This window comes from Mycobacteroides saopaulense (genome assembly GCF_001456355.1).
Lineage (GTDB): Bacteria > Actinomycetota > Actinomycetes > Mycobacteriales > Mycobacteriaceae > Mycobacterium > Mycobacterium saopaulense.
The window spans coordinates 2,925,515-2,943,155 of the sequence record NZ_CP010271.1 but is presented as its reverse complement, the minus strand read 5'-3'; the positions used below and the strand labels follow the sequence as shown (position 1 = coordinate 2,943,155).

The following is a 17,641-nucleotide window of genomic DNA, read 5'->3' as shown; positions in this document are numbered from 1 at the left end:
CCGGCTTTGTCGACCCCGTACCGAGGAGGCGTGATGACTCGCGATGTGAGCCGCACCGGATATAAGCGGGTGCTGCTCAAGCTCGGCGGCGAAATGTTCGGTGGGGGAGCCGTCGGCTTGGACCCGGATGTGGTCCACCGGGTGGCCAGCCAGATTGCTGAGGTGGTCCGTACCGGTGCCGAGGTCGCGGTGGTGATCGGCGGCGGCAACTTCTTCCGCGGCGCGCAGCTGCAGCAGCGGGGCATGGAGCGCACCCGCTCGGATTACATGGGCATGCTGGGCACCGTGATGAACAGCCTTGCGCTGCAAGACTTCCTGGAGAAGGAAGGCATCGTGACGCGGGTGCAGACCGCCATCACCATGGGGCAGGTCGCCGAGCCGTACATTCCGCTGCGGGCCAGAAGGCATTTGGAGAAGGGACGGGTCGTCATCTTCGGTGCCGGCATGGGGCTGCCGTACTTCTCCACCGACACCACTGCCGCTCAGCGCGCGCTGGAGATCGGTGCCGAGGTGGTGCTCATGGCCAAGGCGGTCGACGGCATCTTCACCGATGACCCGCGCGCCAACCCCGATGCCGAATTCCTGCCGGAGATCACGCACCGCGAGGTCATCGATCGCGGCCTGCAGGTCGCCGACGCCACCGCGTTCAGCCTCTGTATGGACAACCGGATGCCGATCCTGGTGTTCAACCTGCTTACCGAAGGAAATATCGCCAGAGCGGTCGCAGGTGAGAAGATCGGAACGCTGGTAACACCGTGATGGGAGTGCAATCGTGATTGACGAGGTTCTTCTCGATGCCGAGGAGAAGATGGAAAAGGCCGTGACGGTCGCCCGTGACGACTTCGCGACCATTCGCACCGGGCGTGCCAATCCGGGCATGTTCCAGCGCGTTGTCATCGACTACTACGGCACCCCCACCCCGATCACGCAGGTGGCCGGTATCAACGTGCCCGAGGCGCGCATGGTGGTCATCAAGCCCTACGAGTCCAATCAGCTCAAGGCCATCGAGGATGCGATTCGCAACTCGGACCTCGGTCTGAACCCGAGCAACGACGGCAGCATCATCCGTGTCGCCATCCCGCAGCTCACCGAGGAACGCCGCCGTGAGCTGGTCAAGCAGGCCAAGGGCAAGGGCGAGGACGCCAAGGTGACCCTGCGCAACATTCGGCGCAAGGCCAATGACGAGCTCAACCGGATCAAGAAGGACGGCGAGGCCGGCGAGGACGAGGTGGGCCGTGCGGAAAAGGATCTGGACAAGACCACCGCCCAGTACGTGAGCCAGATCGATGAGCTGGTGAAACACAAAGAAGGCGAGCTACTGGAGGTCTAGGGCCGCCGGTAATGACGACCATGGGAGACACCGATGAGCCGCTTGCGCGAAGAGGCTTGAGCCCCGACGCGGCTCCGGCCCCCGGTAGCAACCCTGCACCCCCTTCGGGAGCGAAGTCCCGAGCTGGACGCAACCTGCCGGCCGCCATCGGCGTCGGGGCGGCACTGGCGGCCCTGATCATTTTCTCGTTGCTGTACCAGAAGGAGATCTGGGTCGGCATCATCTCGGTCTTCCTCGGGATCGCGATGTGGGAGGTGACCAAGCGGCTGCGCCAGGCCGATATCTCTGTCCCGTTCATCCCACTGTTCTTCGGCGGGCAGGCCATGATCTGGCTGACCTGGCCGTGGGGGACCGCCGGATCGGTCGGAGCATTCGCCGCGACGGTCGTGGTGTGCATGATCTGGCGACTGCTGAGTCAGGGGCTGGGCAGCCAACCGGTGAACTACCTGCGCGATGTCGCCATCACGGTGTTCGTCGCCGCCTGGATTCCGCTGTTCGCGTCCTTCGGCGCCCTGTTGGTCTATCCGGACAACGGTGCCGAGCAGGTGTTCTGCCTGATGCTCGGCGTCACGTTCTCCGACATCGGCGGATATGCCGCGGGCGTGCTGTTCGGCAAGCATCCGATGGCGCCCGCCATCAGCCCGAAGAAGTCCTGGGAGGGCTTGGCAGGCTCACTGGTGGTGGGAACCACGGCGTCGACCCTCGCGGTGACGTTCCTGCTCGGGCATCACCCGTTCGTGGGTATCGCCCTGGGCGTCATGCTCGTCATCACCGGAACCCTGGGCGACCTGGTGGAGTCGCAGGTCAAGCGCGATCTGGGTATCAAAGACATGGGCACGCTGCTGCCCGGCCACGGCGGCATCATGGACCGTCTGGACTCTCTGCTGCCGTCGGCCGTCGCCACCTGGATTGTGCTGACGCTCTTTATCTAATCCGGGCGTGTGGCGACGAGTTCTCGGTACAGCACCGTTTGGTAGACGAGGATGAGTGCCAACGCGTAAACGACCGCGGGCAGCAGACACATCAGCGCCAGAATGCTGAGGAGCAGCATCAGGCCGGTGGATTCCGGCTTCAGTACGAGTAGGCCGAGGCCCACGGACATGAGTGCGACCGAGGTCACCGTCAGGAGTGCTGACCCGAGTAGACAGCGTGCCCAGTTACGTCGAAAGTGGTCTAGTGCGTTGGCGATTCCTACGATTCCGCCAACGTTTTCCAGCGTGATCGTAGGCAGCACCAATAGGGTGACGGAGAGCCATAGGCCCCCTGCCAGCGTGCCGACCACCCAGCCGTCGATCGCGTTCAATGCGTACGTCGCGATGGCGGTGGCGAGCACCCAGGGTGCGAGTTGCCGCCGTCTGGTGGCCACTGTCGAGAACCCGTTGTGAATGGACGGATCGACGCCGTCGAGCGCCCCGTTCACTTGAGTGATCAGTGCTGCGTCATTCACGGTGGCGATGTAGACGGCGAATAGGAAGCCGATGCCCAGGGTGGGCGCGCTCGCCCACCATCGGCCGTCTGGAACCGCCAACTTGGCAATGACGTAGGCCAGCACGACGATGCCAGTGCTCCACAGGACTGACCTGGATGCGAATCCAAGCAGCACAGGCCACGCGCGCAACGCACGGACAGAAGCCCGCAGTGTGTACCAGGACTCGGTAAGACCTCTCACGCCTATCGCGTTTTGAGGGCCTGGCGCAGGTCCACGCCGGCGAATGGCCCGGGTACCTGGCCGTCGACCGTGAACCGGTACAGCGCCGTCTGGAAGATCCCGGTGAGCGCGGCGCCGATGATGGAGGCCACCAGGATCCAGAGCCCGCCGAGGGCGGCGAAGCCGGCCTTCACCGCGGCCATGTTCGCCGCCATTCCCAGGTAGATCAGGCCGATTCCGGGTAGCGAGAGCATCGCAGTGAAAAAGTTCAGTCCCACCACGCCGACGACGTTCTGGCCCCAGGCGTTCTTGAGTGTTTCCTTGGTCTTCTTGACGGCATCGATTGCACCGCGGTTCTCCAGCACGATGGTGGGCAGGACCTGGAAAGAGACCACGCGCCATGCGACTTCGAGGAACCGGCCGATGAACGGCACCCGGTCCTCGATTGCGCTGATGATCCAGGACACCACGCCGGTGATGAGAACCCAGGGCAGCAGCCGGCCACCGCGCTGTGCCGCCGCCGAGATGCCGGAGGCGACGCTCGGATCACCGCCTTCCAGCGCGATGTTCGCCTGCGAGATGAGTGCTGCCTGCCAGAAGGTCACGACGTAGGTCAATACGAAGTAGCCGACGGCGAAGACGGGGTAGAAGAGCGGCGGCACGGAATCGCCGGTGGTGGCCGGCAGTAGCAGGACTCCGAGAGCCACCATCCCGATCAGCACGAGCAATGAGCTGAGTCCGGACAGGATGGGGAAAACCGCGAGCTCCTTGCGCGAGCCCAGCACCTTCGCGGATGTTTTGAATATTTGCCACGACGTCGACAGCGTGTTGGTAAAGGCCATCAGATTCCCCCTGGTCATTGACGGATCAGCGACGCCCAACATACCAGTGTGGTAGCTGTCGGGCCGGATGGCTGGTTTGATGGAAACATGTCTCGCCGCGATGTCCAGATCACCACGGCCGACGGGCAATGCCCGGCCACGCTGCACGTGCCAGATGCGCCGGGATCGGGTGTGATCCTCTACCCGGACGCGGGCGGCGCGCGCGAGGTCATGCGAGAGATGGGGGATCGGCTCGCGGCGTTGGGATACGTGGCGCTGGTGCCCGATGTCTACTACCGCGAAGGCGAGTGGAAGCCGTTCGACCTGGCGACCGCGTTTGGCGACTCGCAAGAACGTGGCCGCCTGTTCGCGACGATGGGCACGCTCACTCCCGACCGGATCGACGCCGACGCCGGGGCTTTTCTGGACTTCCTCACGCAGCAGCCCGAGGTCACAGGTGAGAGGGTGGGCCTGACCGGCTACTGCATGGGTGGTCGAATCTCGTTGCGGGTGGCGGCAACTCATTCGAATCGAGTCGGCGCCGTGGCATCTTTTCACGGCGGAAACCTCGCCAATGCCGACGACCCGAACAGCCCGCACCGTCTTGCCGATCAGATCACCGGCGTGGTGCTGGTGGCAGCCGCCGAAGAGGATGCCTCGTTTCCGCCCGCACAGGAGCAACTGCTGGCCCAGGTGCTGACCGATGCCGGGGTACGGCACACCATCGAGACGTATCCGGCCAAGCATGGGTTCGCCGTCACCGACAACGCCACTTACGACGAACCGGCCGCCGAACGTCACTGGAAGGCCCTCGAAGAGCTCTACGGCTCGTATCTGGGGATCTAATGCTGTTCGAGCCGAGGCTGCGGGCAGGAATCCACGACGGCACCATCTCGGTGGCCTACCGGCGCTGGAAGCGTCCGCAGGTGAAGGTGGGTGGTCGCTACCGCGTCGGCTCGGACCGTATCCGGTCCATGACCGAGTTCGATTTCATCGAGGTCGACGCCGTCGGCGAGATCGCCGCGCGCGATATCGACGACACCGACGCACTGTTGGCCGGGTACCCCTCGGCCGCGGCAGCACGAGCCGATGTCGGTGCGACAGGGTCCGGTCCGCTGTACCGCTTGGCATTCCGCAAGATCGACATGGCCGATCCGCGTGCCGAGCTGGCCTCTTCGGCGAAACTTTCGGCCGCGGACATCGCCGACATCGATGCGCGGCTGGATCGGATGGACCGCAGTGCCAAACCCGGGCCCTGGACCCGTGAGGTGCTGCGCGAGATCTCCGAGCGCCCCGAGGTGCGCGCCAAGGACCTCGAATCATGTTCCCGGTGGCCAGATTTGGCGACCTTCAAGGTGCACGTACGCAAGCTCAAGAACTTGGGTCTGACACTCAGCTTGCCGGTGGGCTACCGGCTTTCACCTCGCGGTACGGAGTACCTGGCGCGCTCCTCGAGCTAGCAGCTGAATTCGCGGCCGCTGCCCCCGGTTGGGGTGACCTCCTTGAGGCACCCGAAGGGCTCGATTCCTGCGTCGCTGATCCGGATGGCCGACTTGGCCGTGGTGTTCTCGCAGAACAGCCCGGAAGTCTCACTGCGGCAGCCAAAGTTTCCGAATGCCAGACGGCCGCCGTAGTCCAGTGGATTCCCGTCACCGCTCTGAAACGGGCCCGGGTCTCCGTGTAGGCCGCCCACGGTGACCTGATGGCCGTTGAAATCGGTCCATCCACCGACCCAATTGCCCTCGGCATCGGCAGGCCGTTTCGGCGGATTCGTCAGGTTGACCAGGCAGGACAGTGTGTCCGGCTCGATGTCGCTGGTCATGCATCGTGTTTTGCCCGACGGGGTCTTGAATGCCACGTTCTCGCCGAGGTCGGTTTTCTGTCCATCCTGGCTGGTCGCCGAGTGGAAGTTGGCGGCATCCACCGGGGCTCCCTTGGAAATCCACTGGGCCACAGCGTCATATGGCGTACCTGCGACAGGCTCTGGTAACTCGACGGGAGTCTTGGACGTGGTCGTTATGGGGGCCTTGCTAGGGGTGCTGCTGCTGGACGGTGGCGTACTCGACGGGGGAATTGTCGGAGAGACCGATGCCCCTCTCGAGCATCCGGCGACCGGGAGCAGTGCTCCCAGCAGGATCAGACCACCGAGTAACAGGGCACGCATGCAGCCAGGCTAGCTGGCCACCACGGGCTGACGGGTAGGCGCGGCGGGCGTCACGTCGATTGCGGGCTTCTGCTGGGCTCGGGCCGGCCGGCTCGCTCGTGCGTTGAGCCAGCATGCGAGCGCTCCGATCAGCAGGCCGATCCCCATGCCTACATCGAGGCGCTGGCCCAGCAGTACCCAGGACAACACGCCGGCGACGGCCGGGATGACGCAGAAGAGCATGGCCACCGCGGCCGCGCCGAATCTGCTCACCGACCGGACGTACAGCGAGGTGCACAGCGTGGCGTTGAACAGCACCACCGCCGCGACCGCGCCGGCCGCCTTCCAGGGGTCGTGGACCACGCTGGGGGTCAGCACGGCCAGTGCGCCGGCAGGTAGCAGTCCGGCAAGGTTCTGGATGGCGCTGTTGACGCGAAAGTCGACGTCGGCGCAGAAGCGTTGTTGGTACACCCCACCCGCGGCCAACCCCAACAATGCGACCAGGAGCAGCACCAGGGCGGTGTCGACGCCCCCCGTGGCGAGCAGCCGATTGGCGCAGGCGGCCAATACCGCGACGACCCCCAGCGCCAGGGCGACAAGCCGCCAGCCGTTGAGGCGCTCGCCGAGGAAAAGGGCGGCCAGCACCGCGGTGACGACGGGATTCATCGAGATGACGACCGCACCCAATACTGCGGGTGCTCCGTGCTCAAGGGCCTCGTACAGCGCGCAGAACTGCACGGCCTGCATCAGTAATCCGGTGACGATGACATGGCCGAGCTTGCGACCGGTTGGCCAGGAGGCCTTCGCGATGAGTGCCCAAGCGGCCAGGATCGCTCCGGCGAGCGTGAAGCGGGCGACCAACACCAGCATCGGGGTCATGGCAGAAACCGAGAGTGCCCCGATGGGGTAGCCGAGGGCGTACAGAAATGTGAGCGCCGCCGCGGAGGATTTGGTCATGGGGGCGGGCGTCTTCTGCATGGTTGCCATGGTGGCCGCTCCCGGCCGGCAATGTCCAACGATAATTACTGATCAGAATCAATTAGGAATTGTGATCGATCAGTCGATGGAACAAGCTCAGTATTGCTCTCCCGTGCTCGATGGCTGAAATATTGATCAAGTTTTGTAATCGGACTACGGTGACGCCATGCCGAGTTCAACCCTTGATATCGCCCCGCTGCGATCGCTGGTGGCGGTTGCCGACTGCGGGGGATTCCACCGGGCGGCCGCCGTGCTGCACCTGACGCAATCCGCGGTCAGTCAGCATGTGCGCAAGCTGGAGGCGGCGGTCGGGGAGCCGGTGGTCCGGCGTTCCGGGCGCGGCGTGGTGTTCACCGACAAGGGTACGCAGCTGCTGACGCATGCCCGCCGCATCTTGGGCGCCCACGATGCGGCGCTCGACGATCTGGTTGCCGGGCAGGAGCGCACCTTGGTGCTCGGTGTCACCGAACACGGGGCGGACTTGATACTGCCGAGCATCACCACGGCGCTGCGCAGTCACCTGCCGGACTGGTCGGCGCGGGTGCGGTTCGATCGCAACGTCTACCTCGCCGAATCCGTGGACCGGGGCAGCATGGACCTGGCGGTCATACTCGACGGGTCGGGCCTGGACCGCGCGAATGCTGTGGGCACCGTTCGTCTGCAGTGGGTGGCGGCACGCGGCTACAAGGTGAGTTCCGCTGAGCCCCTGCAGGTCATGACCTTCACCGAACCGTGCACGTTGCGTGCACCCATGTTCAGCGCGTTGCACACCTTGGGGCGTCAGTATCGGATCGTCGGCGAATCACAGGATTTGTCGGGCCTCTATGCGGGCCTGCGGTCGGGTCTGGGCATGGCGTTGCTGCCCATCATCGGGTGGTTGCCCGACGGCATCGCGCCCGTGGAGGCCATGCCCGCGGCGAACCTGGCGACCCTGTCGGTCGTCGGCCGCCGCGGGCTGGACCCCGCTGTGTTCACCGCCGTGGAAGATGCTGCGCGCGAGGCCCTCTCGGCGCAAGCCGCCGCCATCGCCTAGGAGGTTCCCTCCGAGGGCTTGCGCTCGGCCCGCAGCACGGTATCGGCGATATCGAACTCCTCGCCGTCCCGTGTGAATGTCCGGTTCCGTGATTCGGCGACGAGGACGTTCCATCGGCCGGGATCGAGGGTGTCGGCGATGTCCTCGGCGGTGAAGTACCAGTCGGGCAGATCTGGCCGGCCGATCGCGGCCTGCATGTCCGACGGATGGTGCCCGACGATCAGCAGTGTGCCTCCCGGCGCCACCGCAGCGGCCAGAGCCGCGAACACCGGCTCACGCAGCTTTGTCGGCAGGTGCATGAAATGCGATGTCACCAAATCAAATCGACGAGTCGGCTGCCATGTGGTCAGGTCGGCCTGTGCCCAGGTGATCCGCTTGGCGAGTTCGGGATCGGCCTTCGTGGCGTTGTCGGCAGCGCGACGCAGCGCGGTTTCTGCGAAATCCATGCCGGTGACCTGCCAACCCCGCTGTGCGAGCCAGATCGCGTCGCCGCCCTCACCGCAGCCCGCGTCCAGCGCGTTGCGCGGCGGCAGCGCCGAAACCTCTTTCACCAGTTGCGGGTTCGCATTCCCGCTCCACAGTGCGTCGTGCGCTTGGTAGAACTCGTCCCACGATTTCTCGTCGGACGGCGGGTTGTTGTGATCATGCATGCTGCAACTCCTGGGCGTCGGCGACCGCAAGGTCGGCGTTGATGACAGCGGCGACCTCGGTTCCCGCCGCTGCGGATGTGATGACCTGTGCCTTGATATCGGTGACGTTTCCGGCGGCATAGATGCCGGGAACTGCGGTGGCACCCCTGGTGACCGGCAGGAACGTACCCAGCAGGTGGTCTCCCAATCGCATCTCCTGAGCCGACAGGCCTACGGGGGTCAGCATGTCGATGCGCGCCGAGACCACCGTCGCGACCACCAGCGCATCGCACGGAACTGTGGTGCCGGTCTGCAGTTGCACCCCGGTCAGTACGTCATCGGTGATGTGCAACCGTGTCACCGGCCCGTCGACTACACCGATGTCGCGGCAGGCCAACTGCGCTGCTTCGTCGCGCGACAGTGGAAAATCGTTGTGCCGCAGCAGAGTGACGTTATCGCTGAGCTGGCGGAAGACGAGTGCGTGGTGGACCGCGAGTGGACCGGTGCCCAGCACGACGATGGCGCGGTCCCGAACTTCCCAGCCGTGGCAGTAGGCGCAGTGCAGGACATCGCGGCCCCAGCGCCGCGCCAGGTGATCGATATCGGGTAGTTCATCGACCGATCCCGTGGCCACCAACACTCGCCGTGCATGCACCGTGGACTCATCGTCGAGCGAGACATCGAAATGGTTGTCTGCGTGGGATACCGAGGCAACGCGCCCATCGCGGAAGGTCGCGCCGTACTGCGCCGCCTCGCCGCGCCCGATGCCGAACAGATCGGCCGGTGGCGTCGACTCGCGTCCCAGGTAGTTGTGGACCCGATCGGCCGGTGCGTTGCGGGGCTGGTGATCGTCGATCACGAGGACCGACCGTCGCGACCGGGCGAGGGTGATGGCCGCCGACAGCCCGGCGGCGCCTCCGCCGATGATGGCTACGTCCCAGAGTTTCTTCATGGCACCACTATTGGTGCGGATCTGAAAAATGTGCAAGCCTTCTTGCCGAAGTGGCAACCTCCGCGCCAATATGGACTCTATGGACGACCAAAGTCAGCGCATGGAGGCTGTGCTCGATGCCCTGGGGCCGAGACTGCGGGCGCTGCGCCTGCATCGTCAGGTCACCCTGGCGCAGTTGTCCGAGACCACGGGCATCTCCGAGAGCACGTTGTCGCGTCTGGAATCTGGTCAGCGCCGCCCGACCCTCGAGCTTCTGCTGTTGCTTGCCGAGGCGCACCAGGTGCCGCTCGACGAGTTGGTGAACGCCCCCGCCACCGGAGACCCGCGCATTCACCCCAAGCCGTTCAAACGGCACGGCTCGATCTACCTGCCGCTGTCGCGCCGCCCGGGCGGTGTCCAGTGCTACAAGCAGATCATCCCGCCGCATGCGCCGAAGGGTGAGCCGAACCTGAAGGTCCATGAGGGCTACGAGTGGATGTATGTGCTCTCGGGCAAGGTGCGGCTGCTGCTCGGTGAGCTCGATCTCATCCTGCCCGCGGGGGAGGCGGCCGAGTTCGACACCCATATCCCGCACTGGTTCGGTAATCCGACGGATAAGCGGGTAGAGGTGTTGCATATTTTCGGCCCGCAAGGGGAGCGGATGCACGTGCGTGCACGTTCGAGTTCCGGGAAATAGCGCAGGCCTGGGATACTGAACGGGTTATGTCTGCCGACAACAAATCCCTGCCGCTGGTTTTCGACGCGCCGCGTCGGGCCATGCCGCCGCGTCATCTGGCGGATATGACCCCTGAGCAGAGCAGCGAGGTCGTGACCGCATTGGGGCTTCCTGCCTTTCGCGCCAAGCAGATCGCCAACCAGTACTACGGACGGCTGGTGGGCGATCCGGCGTCGATGACGGACTTGCCGGCAGGGGCCCGTAAGGGCGTGGGTGAGGCACTGTTTCCCCGGCTGCTCGACCCGGTGCGTCAGGTGGCCTGTGACTCCGGAGACACCCGAAAGACATTGTGGCGCTTACACGATGGCAGCACCGTTGAATCCGTGCTCATGCGCTATTCGGATCGCAACACGCTGTGCATCTCCTCGCAGGCGGGGTGTGGCATGGCCTGTCCGTTCTGCGCCACCGGTCAGGGCGGACTGACGCGCAACTTGTCGGCCGCCGAGATTCTGGAGCAGGTCCGCGACGCCGCTGCGTCATTGCGCGATGGCGAGCTGCCGGGCGGGCCGGGCCGGTTGTCGAACATCGTCTTCATGGGCATGGGGGAGCCGCTGGCCAACTACAACCGGGTGCTCACGGTGTTGCGCAAGATCACCGCGCCGCCCCCTGACGGTTTCGGCATATCGCAGCGCGGTGTCACGGTTTCCACGGTGGGACTGGCGCCGGCCATCCGTAGGCTCGCCGACGAGGGGTTGGGTGTCACCCTCGCGGTCTCGTTGCACTGCCCGGACGACGAATTGCGCGACACCCTGGTTCCGGTCAACACCCGGTGGGCGATCAGCGAGGTACTGGACGCCGCGCGCTACTACGCCGATGTCACCGGGCGGCGGGTGTCGATCGAATACGCCCTTATTCGGGATGTGAACGATCAGCCCTGGCGCGCCGACATGCTCGGCAAGAAGCTACGAAAAGCCTTGGGGCAGCTGGTCCACGTGAATCTGATTCCGCTCAACCCGACGCCGGGCAGCCAGTGGGATGCCAGTCCGAAACCTGTGGAGCGCGAATTCGTACGACGCGTCCGTGAACAGGGAGTCTCCTGCACGGTGCGTGATACCCGAGGCCGGGAGATCGCGGCCGCGTGCGGCCAGCTGGCCGCTTCCGAACGCTAGTTAGCGGATGCGGCCCGAGCGGCGGCCGAAGTAGTCGTTCGCGGTGAACGCCAGCACCAGCGCGGCGAAACCGACGAGGAAGATGTCCTCGACCAGCCCGACGTGATTGCCCTTGAGCATCAGCAGCAGGAAGGCTGCGATGGCAATGCCGAGGATGTGGAAGATGCGGGGGTTCTGGCCGGAAAGCCCACGTCCGAACGCTGCGGACGGCACGTCCTCGACATCGACTCCGTCGTACTTGACAACCTCGGTCGTGGCCACCGCCAACCCTCCAAATCTCAGACGTCTACTACAGCCCATAGTGTGCCACGCCGGCTCGTCCCTGGATGACGGAGGCACCCCGCGCCAGCCGAAATCGTGACGGCGATGTGTGCGTGACACTTGTGATGACACCAAAATGGTGTCATCATGACACTATGGATCTGCAGCCGTATGTCGACTCGGTGCGCCAGGACCTCGTCATCGCCGCGAAAGCCGGTGGCGCAGACGCTGAGGAGCTGGCCGACCGGCTGACTGCCCCGCTGGACTCCGCGATCCGGCTGGCCCTGCTCGACGCTTTGTCGGCGGCCGCCGAAGAGATCACCCGTGAGCTTGCCCCTGCTTCGGTCGACGTGCGTTTGCGCGGCCGCGAGCCGCAGTTCGTGATGACCCAGCCGATGGCACCCGCGCAGCCGGAGACTGCGGTTCCGGCGGATGACGGCAGCGGAGGCACCTGGCGGGTCACCCTGCGGCTGCCGGAAAACCTGCGGACCACCGTCGAGGCCGCCGCCGGAGACGAGGGGATCTCACTCAACGCCTGGCTCGTGCGCGCGGCAGTCGCCGCTGCTGAAAAGCGCACGGGGGCAAGGGCATCCCGCTATGGAAACACCATCAGCGGCTGGGTTCGTTAACCGAGGAAGGACATCATGACCGTGTCATCTACGCCATCTGCTTTCGATACCCCGCACCCCATCACGGCCAAGGTGGAGTTGGCTCGCGGCACGCTGCAGGTCATCGCCAGTGATCGTGCCGACACCATCGTGATGGTGCGCCCCCGGGACGAAGAGAAGACCCTCGACCTCAAGACCGCCGAACGCACCCGGGTTTGGTACTCCAAGGGCGTGCTGTCGGTGTTGTCCTCGCAGGGCCTGACATTTCGTACCGGGACCGTCGATATCGTGGTCGAATTGCCGAGCCGGTCCCTGCTGGACATTGCGGTGGCCTCGGCGGAAGTGCGTGCCGAGGGCGACTACGCTGACGTGCGCTTCCAATCCTCCAGCGGCGACCTCGTCATCGACGCCATCAGCGGCGCCGCCAAAGTCGATACCGCCTCGGGAGGCATATCGATCCGCGAGCTCACCGGCGATATCAAGCGGAACACGGCCAGCGGTGACCTTTCCGTCAAGATCCTGCGCGGACACGCCAGGGTCGCCTCGGCATCCGGGTCGGTGGACATCGGAACGGCCGTCTCCGGGGGACTCGTGTTCGAGACCGCTAGCGGCAACACCTCTATCGGTATCGCCCGGGGCACGGCGGCTCGGCTGGCTATCGACACGCACTCGGGGGCCTTCACCAACGCGCTCGAACCGGCGGACGGCCCCGAAGCCTCGGACGAGATTTTCGACGTGAACATCCGCACGGCCAAGGGGGACATCGACCTGCATCGCCCGGTCGCGCTTGCGGGGTAGGGGCAGCCGCGCCGCCGGGGCAGAATAAGCGGGTGACACTGAGCTCAGAGGTCTGCCGCGTCCTTCTCCTCGGCAGTACCGGATCCATCGGTACCCAGGCACTTGAGGTCATCGCCGCCAACCCTGACCGTTTCGAAGTCGTCGGTCTGGCCGCCGGCGGTGGCAACGTTGACCTGCTGCGCCGACAGATCGCCGAAACCGGGGTCACCAACGTCGCGGTGGCGAACGAGACGGCCGCCGCCCAACTCGATGTGTCCGTTCGGAGCGGGTCCGGTGCGGTCACCGAGCTGGTGGAGAACACCGAGGCCGATGTCGTACTCAACGCGCTTGTCGGAGCCCTGGGCTTGCGTCCCACCTTGGCCGCGCTGAAGACGGGGGCACGCCTGGCCCTGGCCAACAAGGAGTCCCTGGTGGCAGGCGGGCCACTGGTCACCAAGGCTGCCGCCCCGGGCCAGATCGTCCCGGTGGACTCCGAGCACTCCGCGCTGGCGCAATGTCTGCGTGGTGGAACCCGCGGCGAGGTCGCCCAGCTGATCCTGACCGCTTCGGGCGGCCCGTTTCGGGGTTGGACCGCCGAGCAGCTCACGGACGTCACCCCAGAGCAGGCCGGTGCACACCCCACCTGGTCGATGGGGCCGATGAACACGCTCAACTCGGCCTCCCTGGTCAACAAGGGGCTCGAGCTCATCGAGACGCATCTGCTGTTCGGTGTGCCGTATCGCCAGATCGGTGTGGTCGTGCACCCGCAATCGATCGTGCACTCGATGGTGACGTTCACCGACGGCTCGACGCTGGCGCAGGCCAGCCCGCCCGACATGAAATTGCCCATCGCCTTGGCGCTGGGATGGCCGGATCGAGTACCCGGCGCGGCGACCGCCTGCGACTTCAGCACCGTCTCTACCTGGGAATTCGAGCCGTTGAACGCGGAGGTTTTCCCCGCCGTCGACCTGGCCCGGAGCGCCGGAGAGGCGGGCGGATGCATGACCGCCGTCTACAACGCCGCCAACGAAACCGCGGCAGCCGCGTTCCTGGACGGACGTATCGGATTCAGGTCCATCGTGCGAACAATTGCCGATGTGCTCGACGCCGCAGGCCAGTGGGTCGCAGAACCCGCTACCGTTGACGATGTACTCGACGCGCAGCACTGGGCTGACCAGCAGGCTGCGCAATTGATCTTGGCGGAGGAAAATCGAACCTGATGGCTGCGTACGCGATCGGAATTGCGTTGTTCGCGCTGGCGATCTTGGTATCGGTGGCGCTGCACGAGTGTGGGCACATGTGGGTGGCTCAGGCCACCGGTATGAAGGTGCGCCGCTACTTCGTCGGCTTCGGGCCGACGCTGTGGTCTACCAAGCGCAAGAGCAATCGGCCCAACAAGCAGGGTGCCAACGACATCATCGAGTACGGCGTGAAGGCCATCCCGTTGGGTGGTTTCTGCGATATCGCGGGCATGACCTCGGTGGAGGATCTCACTCCCGAGGAATCCGACCGTGCGATGTACAAGCAGAAGGTCTGGAAGCGGGTCGCGGTGCTGTTCGCCGGGCCGGCCATGAACTTCCTTATCGGCATCGTGGTGTTCTACGGCATCGTCCTGTTCTGGGGCCTGCCGGACAACAACGCGCCCACTCATCCCGAGATCAAGCAGACAGGTTGTGTGGCGGCGCAAAAGAGCGCGGATCCCAAGGACATGGGGGGGTGCACCGGGGAGGGCCCGGCGGCGCTCGGCGGCCTGCGCGAAGGCGATCACGTGGTTTCCATCGGCGGCAAGCAGCTCAGCACGTCGGTCGATATGGTCGCCGCCATTCGAGAGCTGCGCGGACCACAGGTCTTCGAGATCATCCGTGACGGCAAGCAGCAGTCGCTCATCGTGAACGTCGCCGAGACGCAGCGGTGGGACGACAAAGCGGGCAAGCTCGTCTCGGTGGGCGCCGTGGGCGCCACGCTGGGCACCTATGTGCCACAGAAGCACTACAACCCGGTGACCGCGATCCCCGCGACCGGGAACCTTATCGGGACCGTCGCCGTGGAAACCGTCAAGGCGATCGGGAAGATTCCCACCAAGGTCGGTGCACTCTGGGATTCCATCACGGGCAGCGAGCGGGCGGTAGACACCCCGATGAGTATCGTCGGCGCAAGCCGCATGGGTGGCGAGACCGTCGAGCACGACATGTGGATCATGTTCTGGCTCCTGTTGGCGCAGCTCAACTTCGCCCTCGGTGCCATCAACCTGTTGCCCCTGCTGCCCTTCGACGGCGGACACATCGCGGTGGCCACCTACGAGAAGATTCGCAACATGATCCGGTCGGCCCGCGGTCTGGCGGTGGGCGCTCCGGTCAACTACATGAAGCTGATGCCGGCGACCTATCTGGTGCTCGTGGTGGTGGTCGGGTACATGCTGCTGACCATCACCGCCGACATCGTCAACCCGATTAGACTTTTCCAGTAGGAGATAATGATGACCGGTCTTGGCATGCCCAGTCTTCCAGGCGCACCGCCGCCGACATTGGCGCCGCGGCGCAAGACTCGACAGCTCATGGTCGGAAACGTCGGCGTGGGCAGCGATTCGTTGGTATCGGTGCAGTCGATGTGCACCACCAAGACTCACGATGTGAACTCCACGCTGCAGCAGATCGCCGAGCTGACCGCCTCCGGCTGCGACATCGTGCGTGTGGCGTGCCCACGGCAGGAGGACGCCGACGCGCTCCCCGAGATCGCGCGCAAGAGCAAGATCCCGGTGATCGCCGACATCCATTTCCAGCCCAAGTACATTTTCGCGGCGATCGATGCCGGCTGTGCGGCGGTGCGCGTGAACCCGGGCAACATCAAGGAGTTCGACGGACGCGTCAAAGAGGTCGCCAAGGCGGCCGGGGACGCCGGGATTCCGATCCGCATCGGGGTGAACGCAGGCTCGCTCGATCCGCGCATCCTGGGCAAGTACGGCAAGGCCACCCCGGAGGCGCTCGTGGAGTCGGCGCTGTGGGAGGCCGGTCTGTTCGAGGAGCACGGCTTCGGCGACATCAAGATCAGCGTCAAGCACAACGACCCGGTGATCATGGTTGCCGCCTACGAACTGCTTGCGGCGCAATGCGATTACCCGCTGCATTTGGGTGTCACCGAGGCCGGTCCGGCGTTCCAGGGCACCATCAAGTCGGCTGTTGCCTTCGGCGCGCTGTTGTCCAAGGGGATCGGCGACACCATCCGGGTGTCCCTCTCGGCACCGCCCGCCGAGGAGGTCAAGGTCGGCAACCAGATCCTGGAGTCGCTCAATCTGCGCCCCCGGTCGCTGGAGATCGTGTCCTGCCCGTCGTGCGGACGTGCACAGGTGGATGTCTACACGCTCGCCAACGCGGTCAGTGCCGGCCTGGAAGGGCTCGAGGTGCCGCTGCGTGTCGCGGTCATGGGTTGCGTGGTCAACGGGCCGGGTGAGGCCCGCGAGGCCGACCTGGGCGTGGCGTCCGGAAACGGCAAGGGGCAGATCTTCGTGAAGGGTGAGGTTATCAAGACCGTGCCGGAGGCGCTGATCGTCGAGACACTGATCGACGAGGCCATGCGCTTGGCCGAAGAGATGGGCACCGAAATCGGAACCGACGGAACTCCGACAGGCCAGCCGGTCGTCACCGTAAGCTGAACAAAGCTCGGCGCAAGTGGACGAACAGATGAGCGCACGCGCGAAGAGGCTTGAGCACGGGAGCGATTGCCGATGACGACAACACTGCCGGCGCCTGGAGCGCCCGGGGCGTCATCCTCTGATGCCGTTCGTGTGCTCGGGCTATCGGACACCGAAGCGGTCCGGGCCGTCCTGGATATCGACCCGGTTGCCTCCTGCATGCTCGCGGCCCGTGTGGAGGCCCGCGGCGCCGATCCCACGGCGATCGGCGGCGAAATCTGGTCGACCGGTGCGCTGGCAGAGTCGCTGTGCTTTGTCGGGACAACGATCATTCCGCTGGCGGGAGGGCCGGAGGCCACCCGGCTGTTCGCGGAACGTGCGATCGAACAGCACCGGATCTGCCCGTCCCTGGTCGGTCCGGCCGATGTGGTTCTCGACATGTGGTGCCACCTGGATCCGGTCTGGGGCCCGGCGCGCGAGGTTCGCGCCTGCCAGCCTCTGCTGGCGATGCTCGACGCACCGACATGTGCCGTTGATCCCGCGGTACGTCAGGTACGCGCCGAGGAGCTGGACGAGTACTTGAATGCGTCGGTGCAGATGTTCATCGGTGAGATGGGCGTCGACCCGCGCAATGGCGACGGGGGACGGGGGTATCGGCGACGGGTGGCCGGTCTCATCGACGCCGGTAGGGCATGGGCACGTTTCGAGGATGGACGGGTCATCTTCAAGGCCGAGATCGGATCGCAATCGCGCAGTGTCAGCCAGATTCAGGGTGTGTGGGTCGATCCTGATTTCCGGGGCCGCGGGCTCGGCACCGCGGGGGTGGCGGCGGTCGCGGTGGCGGTTCATCGCAGCGGGCGGATTCCCAGCCTGTACGTGAACAGCTTCAACGAGGTGGCCAGAGCCTCCTACGCCCGGGCGGGATTTACGCGGATCGGTACGTTCGCGACGGTCCTCGTTAGCTGATTCCCCGAGCTAGTGCGCGCTACGTCCGTGCGCCTGCGGGGTT

At 65.3% G+C, this 17,641-nt stretch carries 21 protein-coding genes; 14 read left to right on the top strand and 7 right to left on the bottom strand.

The annotated features are described in order from the left end of the window. The first annotated feature begins 33 nt into the window (after nt 1–33). The 3 genes from pyrH to MYCSP_RS14740 are packed head-to-tail and all read left to right on the top strand — an operon-like array spanning nt 34 to nt 2,262. On the top strand, nt 34–759 hold the full coding sequence (gene pyrH / locus MYCSP_RS14750; protein ID WP_070910662.1) for a UMP kinase: 726 nt from the start codon (nt 34–36) through the stop codon (nt 757–759). 13 nt (nt 760–772) lie between these two features. Further along, complete coding sequence (gene frr / locus MYCSP_RS14745; RefSeq protein WP_005081622.1) at nt 773–1,330, top strand: ribosome recycling factor; 558 nt, start codon at nt 773–775, stop codon at nt 1,328–1,330. An 11-nt stretch (nt 1,331–1,341) separates the two neighbouring features. Then, nucleotides 1,342–2,262 carry a phosphatidate cytidylyltransferase gene (locus MYCSP_RS14740; RefSeq protein ID WP_083015850.1) on the top strand — a complete coding sequence of 307 codons (921 nt, stop codon included), beginning with the start codon at nt 1,342–1,344 and terminating at the stop codon, nt 2,260–2,262. Here MYCSP_RS14740 and MYCSP_RS14735 read toward each other — a convergent pair. Beyond that, the gene (locus MYCSP_RS14735; protein WP_157886190.1) at nt 2,259–2,999 is read right to left on the bottom strand and encodes a hypothetical protein; all 741 of its coding nucleotides are present in this window, start codon (nt 2,997–2,999) and stop codon (nt 2,259–2,261) included. The two genes, MYCSP_RS14740 and MYCSP_RS14735, sit on opposite strands and share 4 nt — an antisense overlap. Nucleotides 3,000–3,001: 2 nt before the next feature. Then, on the bottom strand, nt 3,002–3,838 hold the full coding sequence (locus MYCSP_RS14730; RefSeq protein WP_162266242.1) for a DUF6159 family protein: 837 nt from the start codon (nt 3,836–3,838) through the stop codon (nt 3,002–3,004). A 69-nt stretch (nt 3,839–3,907) separates the two neighbouring features. Here MYCSP_RS14730 and MYCSP_RS14725 point away from each other — a divergent pair, with 69 nt between their 5' ends. Both MYCSP_RS14725 and MYCSP_RS14720 read left to right on the top strand, forming a co-directional pair. Next, nucleotides 3,908–4,645, top strand: a complete 738-nt coding sequence (locus MYCSP_RS14725; RefSeq protein ID WP_083015844.1) for a dienelactone hydrolase family protein — start codon at nt 3,908–3,910, stop codon at nt 4,643–4,645. Continuing rightward, entirely contained in the window at nt 4,645–5,259 is a 615-nt protein-coding gene (locus MYCSP_RS14720) for a hypothetical protein (RefSeq protein WP_083015841.1), read from the top strand. The genes MYCSP_RS14725 and MYCSP_RS14720 overlap by 1 nt, the downstream gene beginning before the upstream one ends. Here MYCSP_RS14720 and MYCSP_RS14715 read toward each other — a convergent pair. Together MYCSP_RS14715 and MYCSP_RS14710 are read right to left on the bottom strand one after the other, a co-directional pair. Further along, nucleotides 5,256–5,963 (bottom strand): hypothetical protein, encoded by a 708-nt coding sequence (locus MYCSP_RS14715; RefSeq protein WP_088414155.1) that lies wholly within the window; start codon nt 5,961–5,963, stop codon nt 5,256–5,258. The two genes, MYCSP_RS14720 and MYCSP_RS14715, sit on opposite strands and share 4 nt — an antisense overlap. Nucleotides 5,964–5,972: 9 nt before the next feature. Further along, nucleotides 5,973–6,920 (bottom strand): DMT family transporter, encoded by a 948-nt coding sequence (locus MYCSP_RS14710; protein WP_083015921.1) that lies wholly within the window; start codon nt 6,918–6,920, stop codon nt 5,973–5,975. A gap of 166 nt (nt 6,921–7,086) precedes the next feature. On the opposite strand from MYCSP_RS14710, the gene MYCSP_RS14705 reads away from it, so the two are divergent. Further along, entirely contained in the window at nt 7,087–7,953 is an 867-nt protein-coding gene (locus tag MYCSP_RS14705; RefSeq protein WP_070910657.1) for a LysR family transcriptional regulator, read from the top strand. On the opposite strand, the gene MYCSP_RS14700 is transcribed toward MYCSP_RS14705, so the two are convergent. Both MYCSP_RS14700 and MYCSP_RS14695 read right to left on the bottom strand, forming a co-directional pair. Continuing rightward, complete coding sequence (locus MYCSP_RS14700) at nt 7,950–8,603, bottom strand: class I SAM-dependent methyltransferase (protein ID WP_083015831.1); 654 nt, start codon at nt 8,601–8,603, stop codon at nt 7,950–7,952. The genes MYCSP_RS14705 and MYCSP_RS14700 overlap by 4 nt on opposite strands. After that, nucleotides 8,596–9,534: an NAD(P)/FAD-dependent oxidoreductase gene (locus MYCSP_RS14695; protein WP_070910655.1), complete on the bottom strand. Its 939-nt coding sequence runs from the start codon at nt 9,532–9,534 to the stop codon at nt 8,596–8,598. The genes MYCSP_RS14700 and MYCSP_RS14695 overlap by 8 nt, the downstream gene beginning before the upstream one ends. Before the next feature lie 100 nt (nt 9,535–9,634). On the opposite strand from MYCSP_RS14695, the gene MYCSP_RS14690 reads away from it, so the two are divergent. Further along, nucleotides 9,635–10,210 (top strand): helix-turn-helix domain-containing protein, encoded by a 576-nt coding sequence (locus MYCSP_RS14690; RefSeq protein WP_162266373.1) that lies wholly within the window; start codon nt 9,635–9,637, stop codon nt 10,208–10,210. A 26-nt stretch (nt 10,211–10,236) separates the two neighbouring features. Beyond that, the gene (gene rlmN, locus MYCSP_RS14685) at nt 10,237–11,358 is read left to right on the top strand and encodes a 23S rRNA (adenine(2503)-C(2))-methyltransferase RlmN (RefSeq protein WP_070910653.1); all 1,122 of its coding nucleotides are present in this window, start codon (nt 10,237–10,239) and stop codon (nt 11,356–11,358) included. Here the strand turns inward: rlmN and MYCSP_RS14680 are convergent, their stop codons facing one another. Beyond that, a complete protein-coding gene (locus tag MYCSP_RS14680) occupies nt 11,359–11,619 on the bottom strand; it encodes a DUF2631 domain-containing protein (RefSeq protein WP_070910652.1) in 261 nt (86 codons plus the stop codon). A gap of 155 nt (nt 11,620–11,774) precedes the next feature. Between MYCSP_RS14680 and MYCSP_RS14675 the strand changes: the two genes are divergently transcribed. The 6 genes from MYCSP_RS14675 (at nt 11,775) to MYCSP_RS14650 (ending at nt 17,598) form a co-directional block, all read left to right on the top strand. Then, a complete protein-coding gene (locus MYCSP_RS14675; RefSeq protein ID WP_088414150.1) occupies nt 11,775–12,248 on the top strand; it encodes a histidine kinase in 474 nt (157 codons plus the stop codon). Nucleotides 12,249–12,263: 15 nt separating this feature from the next. Next, on the top strand, nt 12,264–13,025 hold the full coding sequence (locus tag MYCSP_RS14670) for a DUF4097 family beta strand repeat-containing protein (protein ID WP_088414148.1): 762 nt from the start codon (nt 12,264–12,266) through the stop codon (nt 13,023–13,025). Nucleotides 13,026–13,063: 38 nt separating this feature from the next. Then, nucleotides 13,064–14,224: a 1-deoxy-D-xylulose-5-phosphate reductoisomerase gene (dxr, locus tag MYCSP_RS14665; RefSeq protein WP_070910804.1), complete on the top strand. Its 1,161-nt coding sequence runs from the start codon at nt 13,064–13,066 to the stop codon at nt 14,222–14,224. Beyond that, nucleotides 14,224–15,471 carry a M50 family metallopeptidase gene (locus MYCSP_RS14660; protein ID WP_070910650.1) on the top strand — a complete coding sequence of 416 codons (1,248 nt, stop codon included), beginning with the start codon at nt 14,224–14,226 and terminating at the stop codon, nt 15,469–15,471. The genes dxr and MYCSP_RS14660 overlap by 1 nt, the downstream gene beginning before the upstream one ends. A 6-nt stretch (nt 15,472–15,477) precedes the next feature. Next, entirely contained in the window at nt 15,478–16,653 is a 1,176-nt protein-coding gene (gene ispG, locus MYCSP_RS14655) for a flavodoxin-dependent (E)-4-hydroxy-3-methylbut-2-enyl-diphosphate synthase (protein ID WP_083335880.1), read from the top strand. A 132-nt stretch (nt 16,654–16,785) separates the two neighbouring features. Next, on the top strand, nt 16,786–17,598 hold the full coding sequence (locus MYCSP_RS14650; protein WP_083015821.1) for a GNAT family N-acetyltransferase: 813 nt from the start codon (nt 16,786–16,788) through the stop codon (nt 17,596–17,598). Nucleotides 17,599–17,641 lie beyond the last annotated feature (43 nt).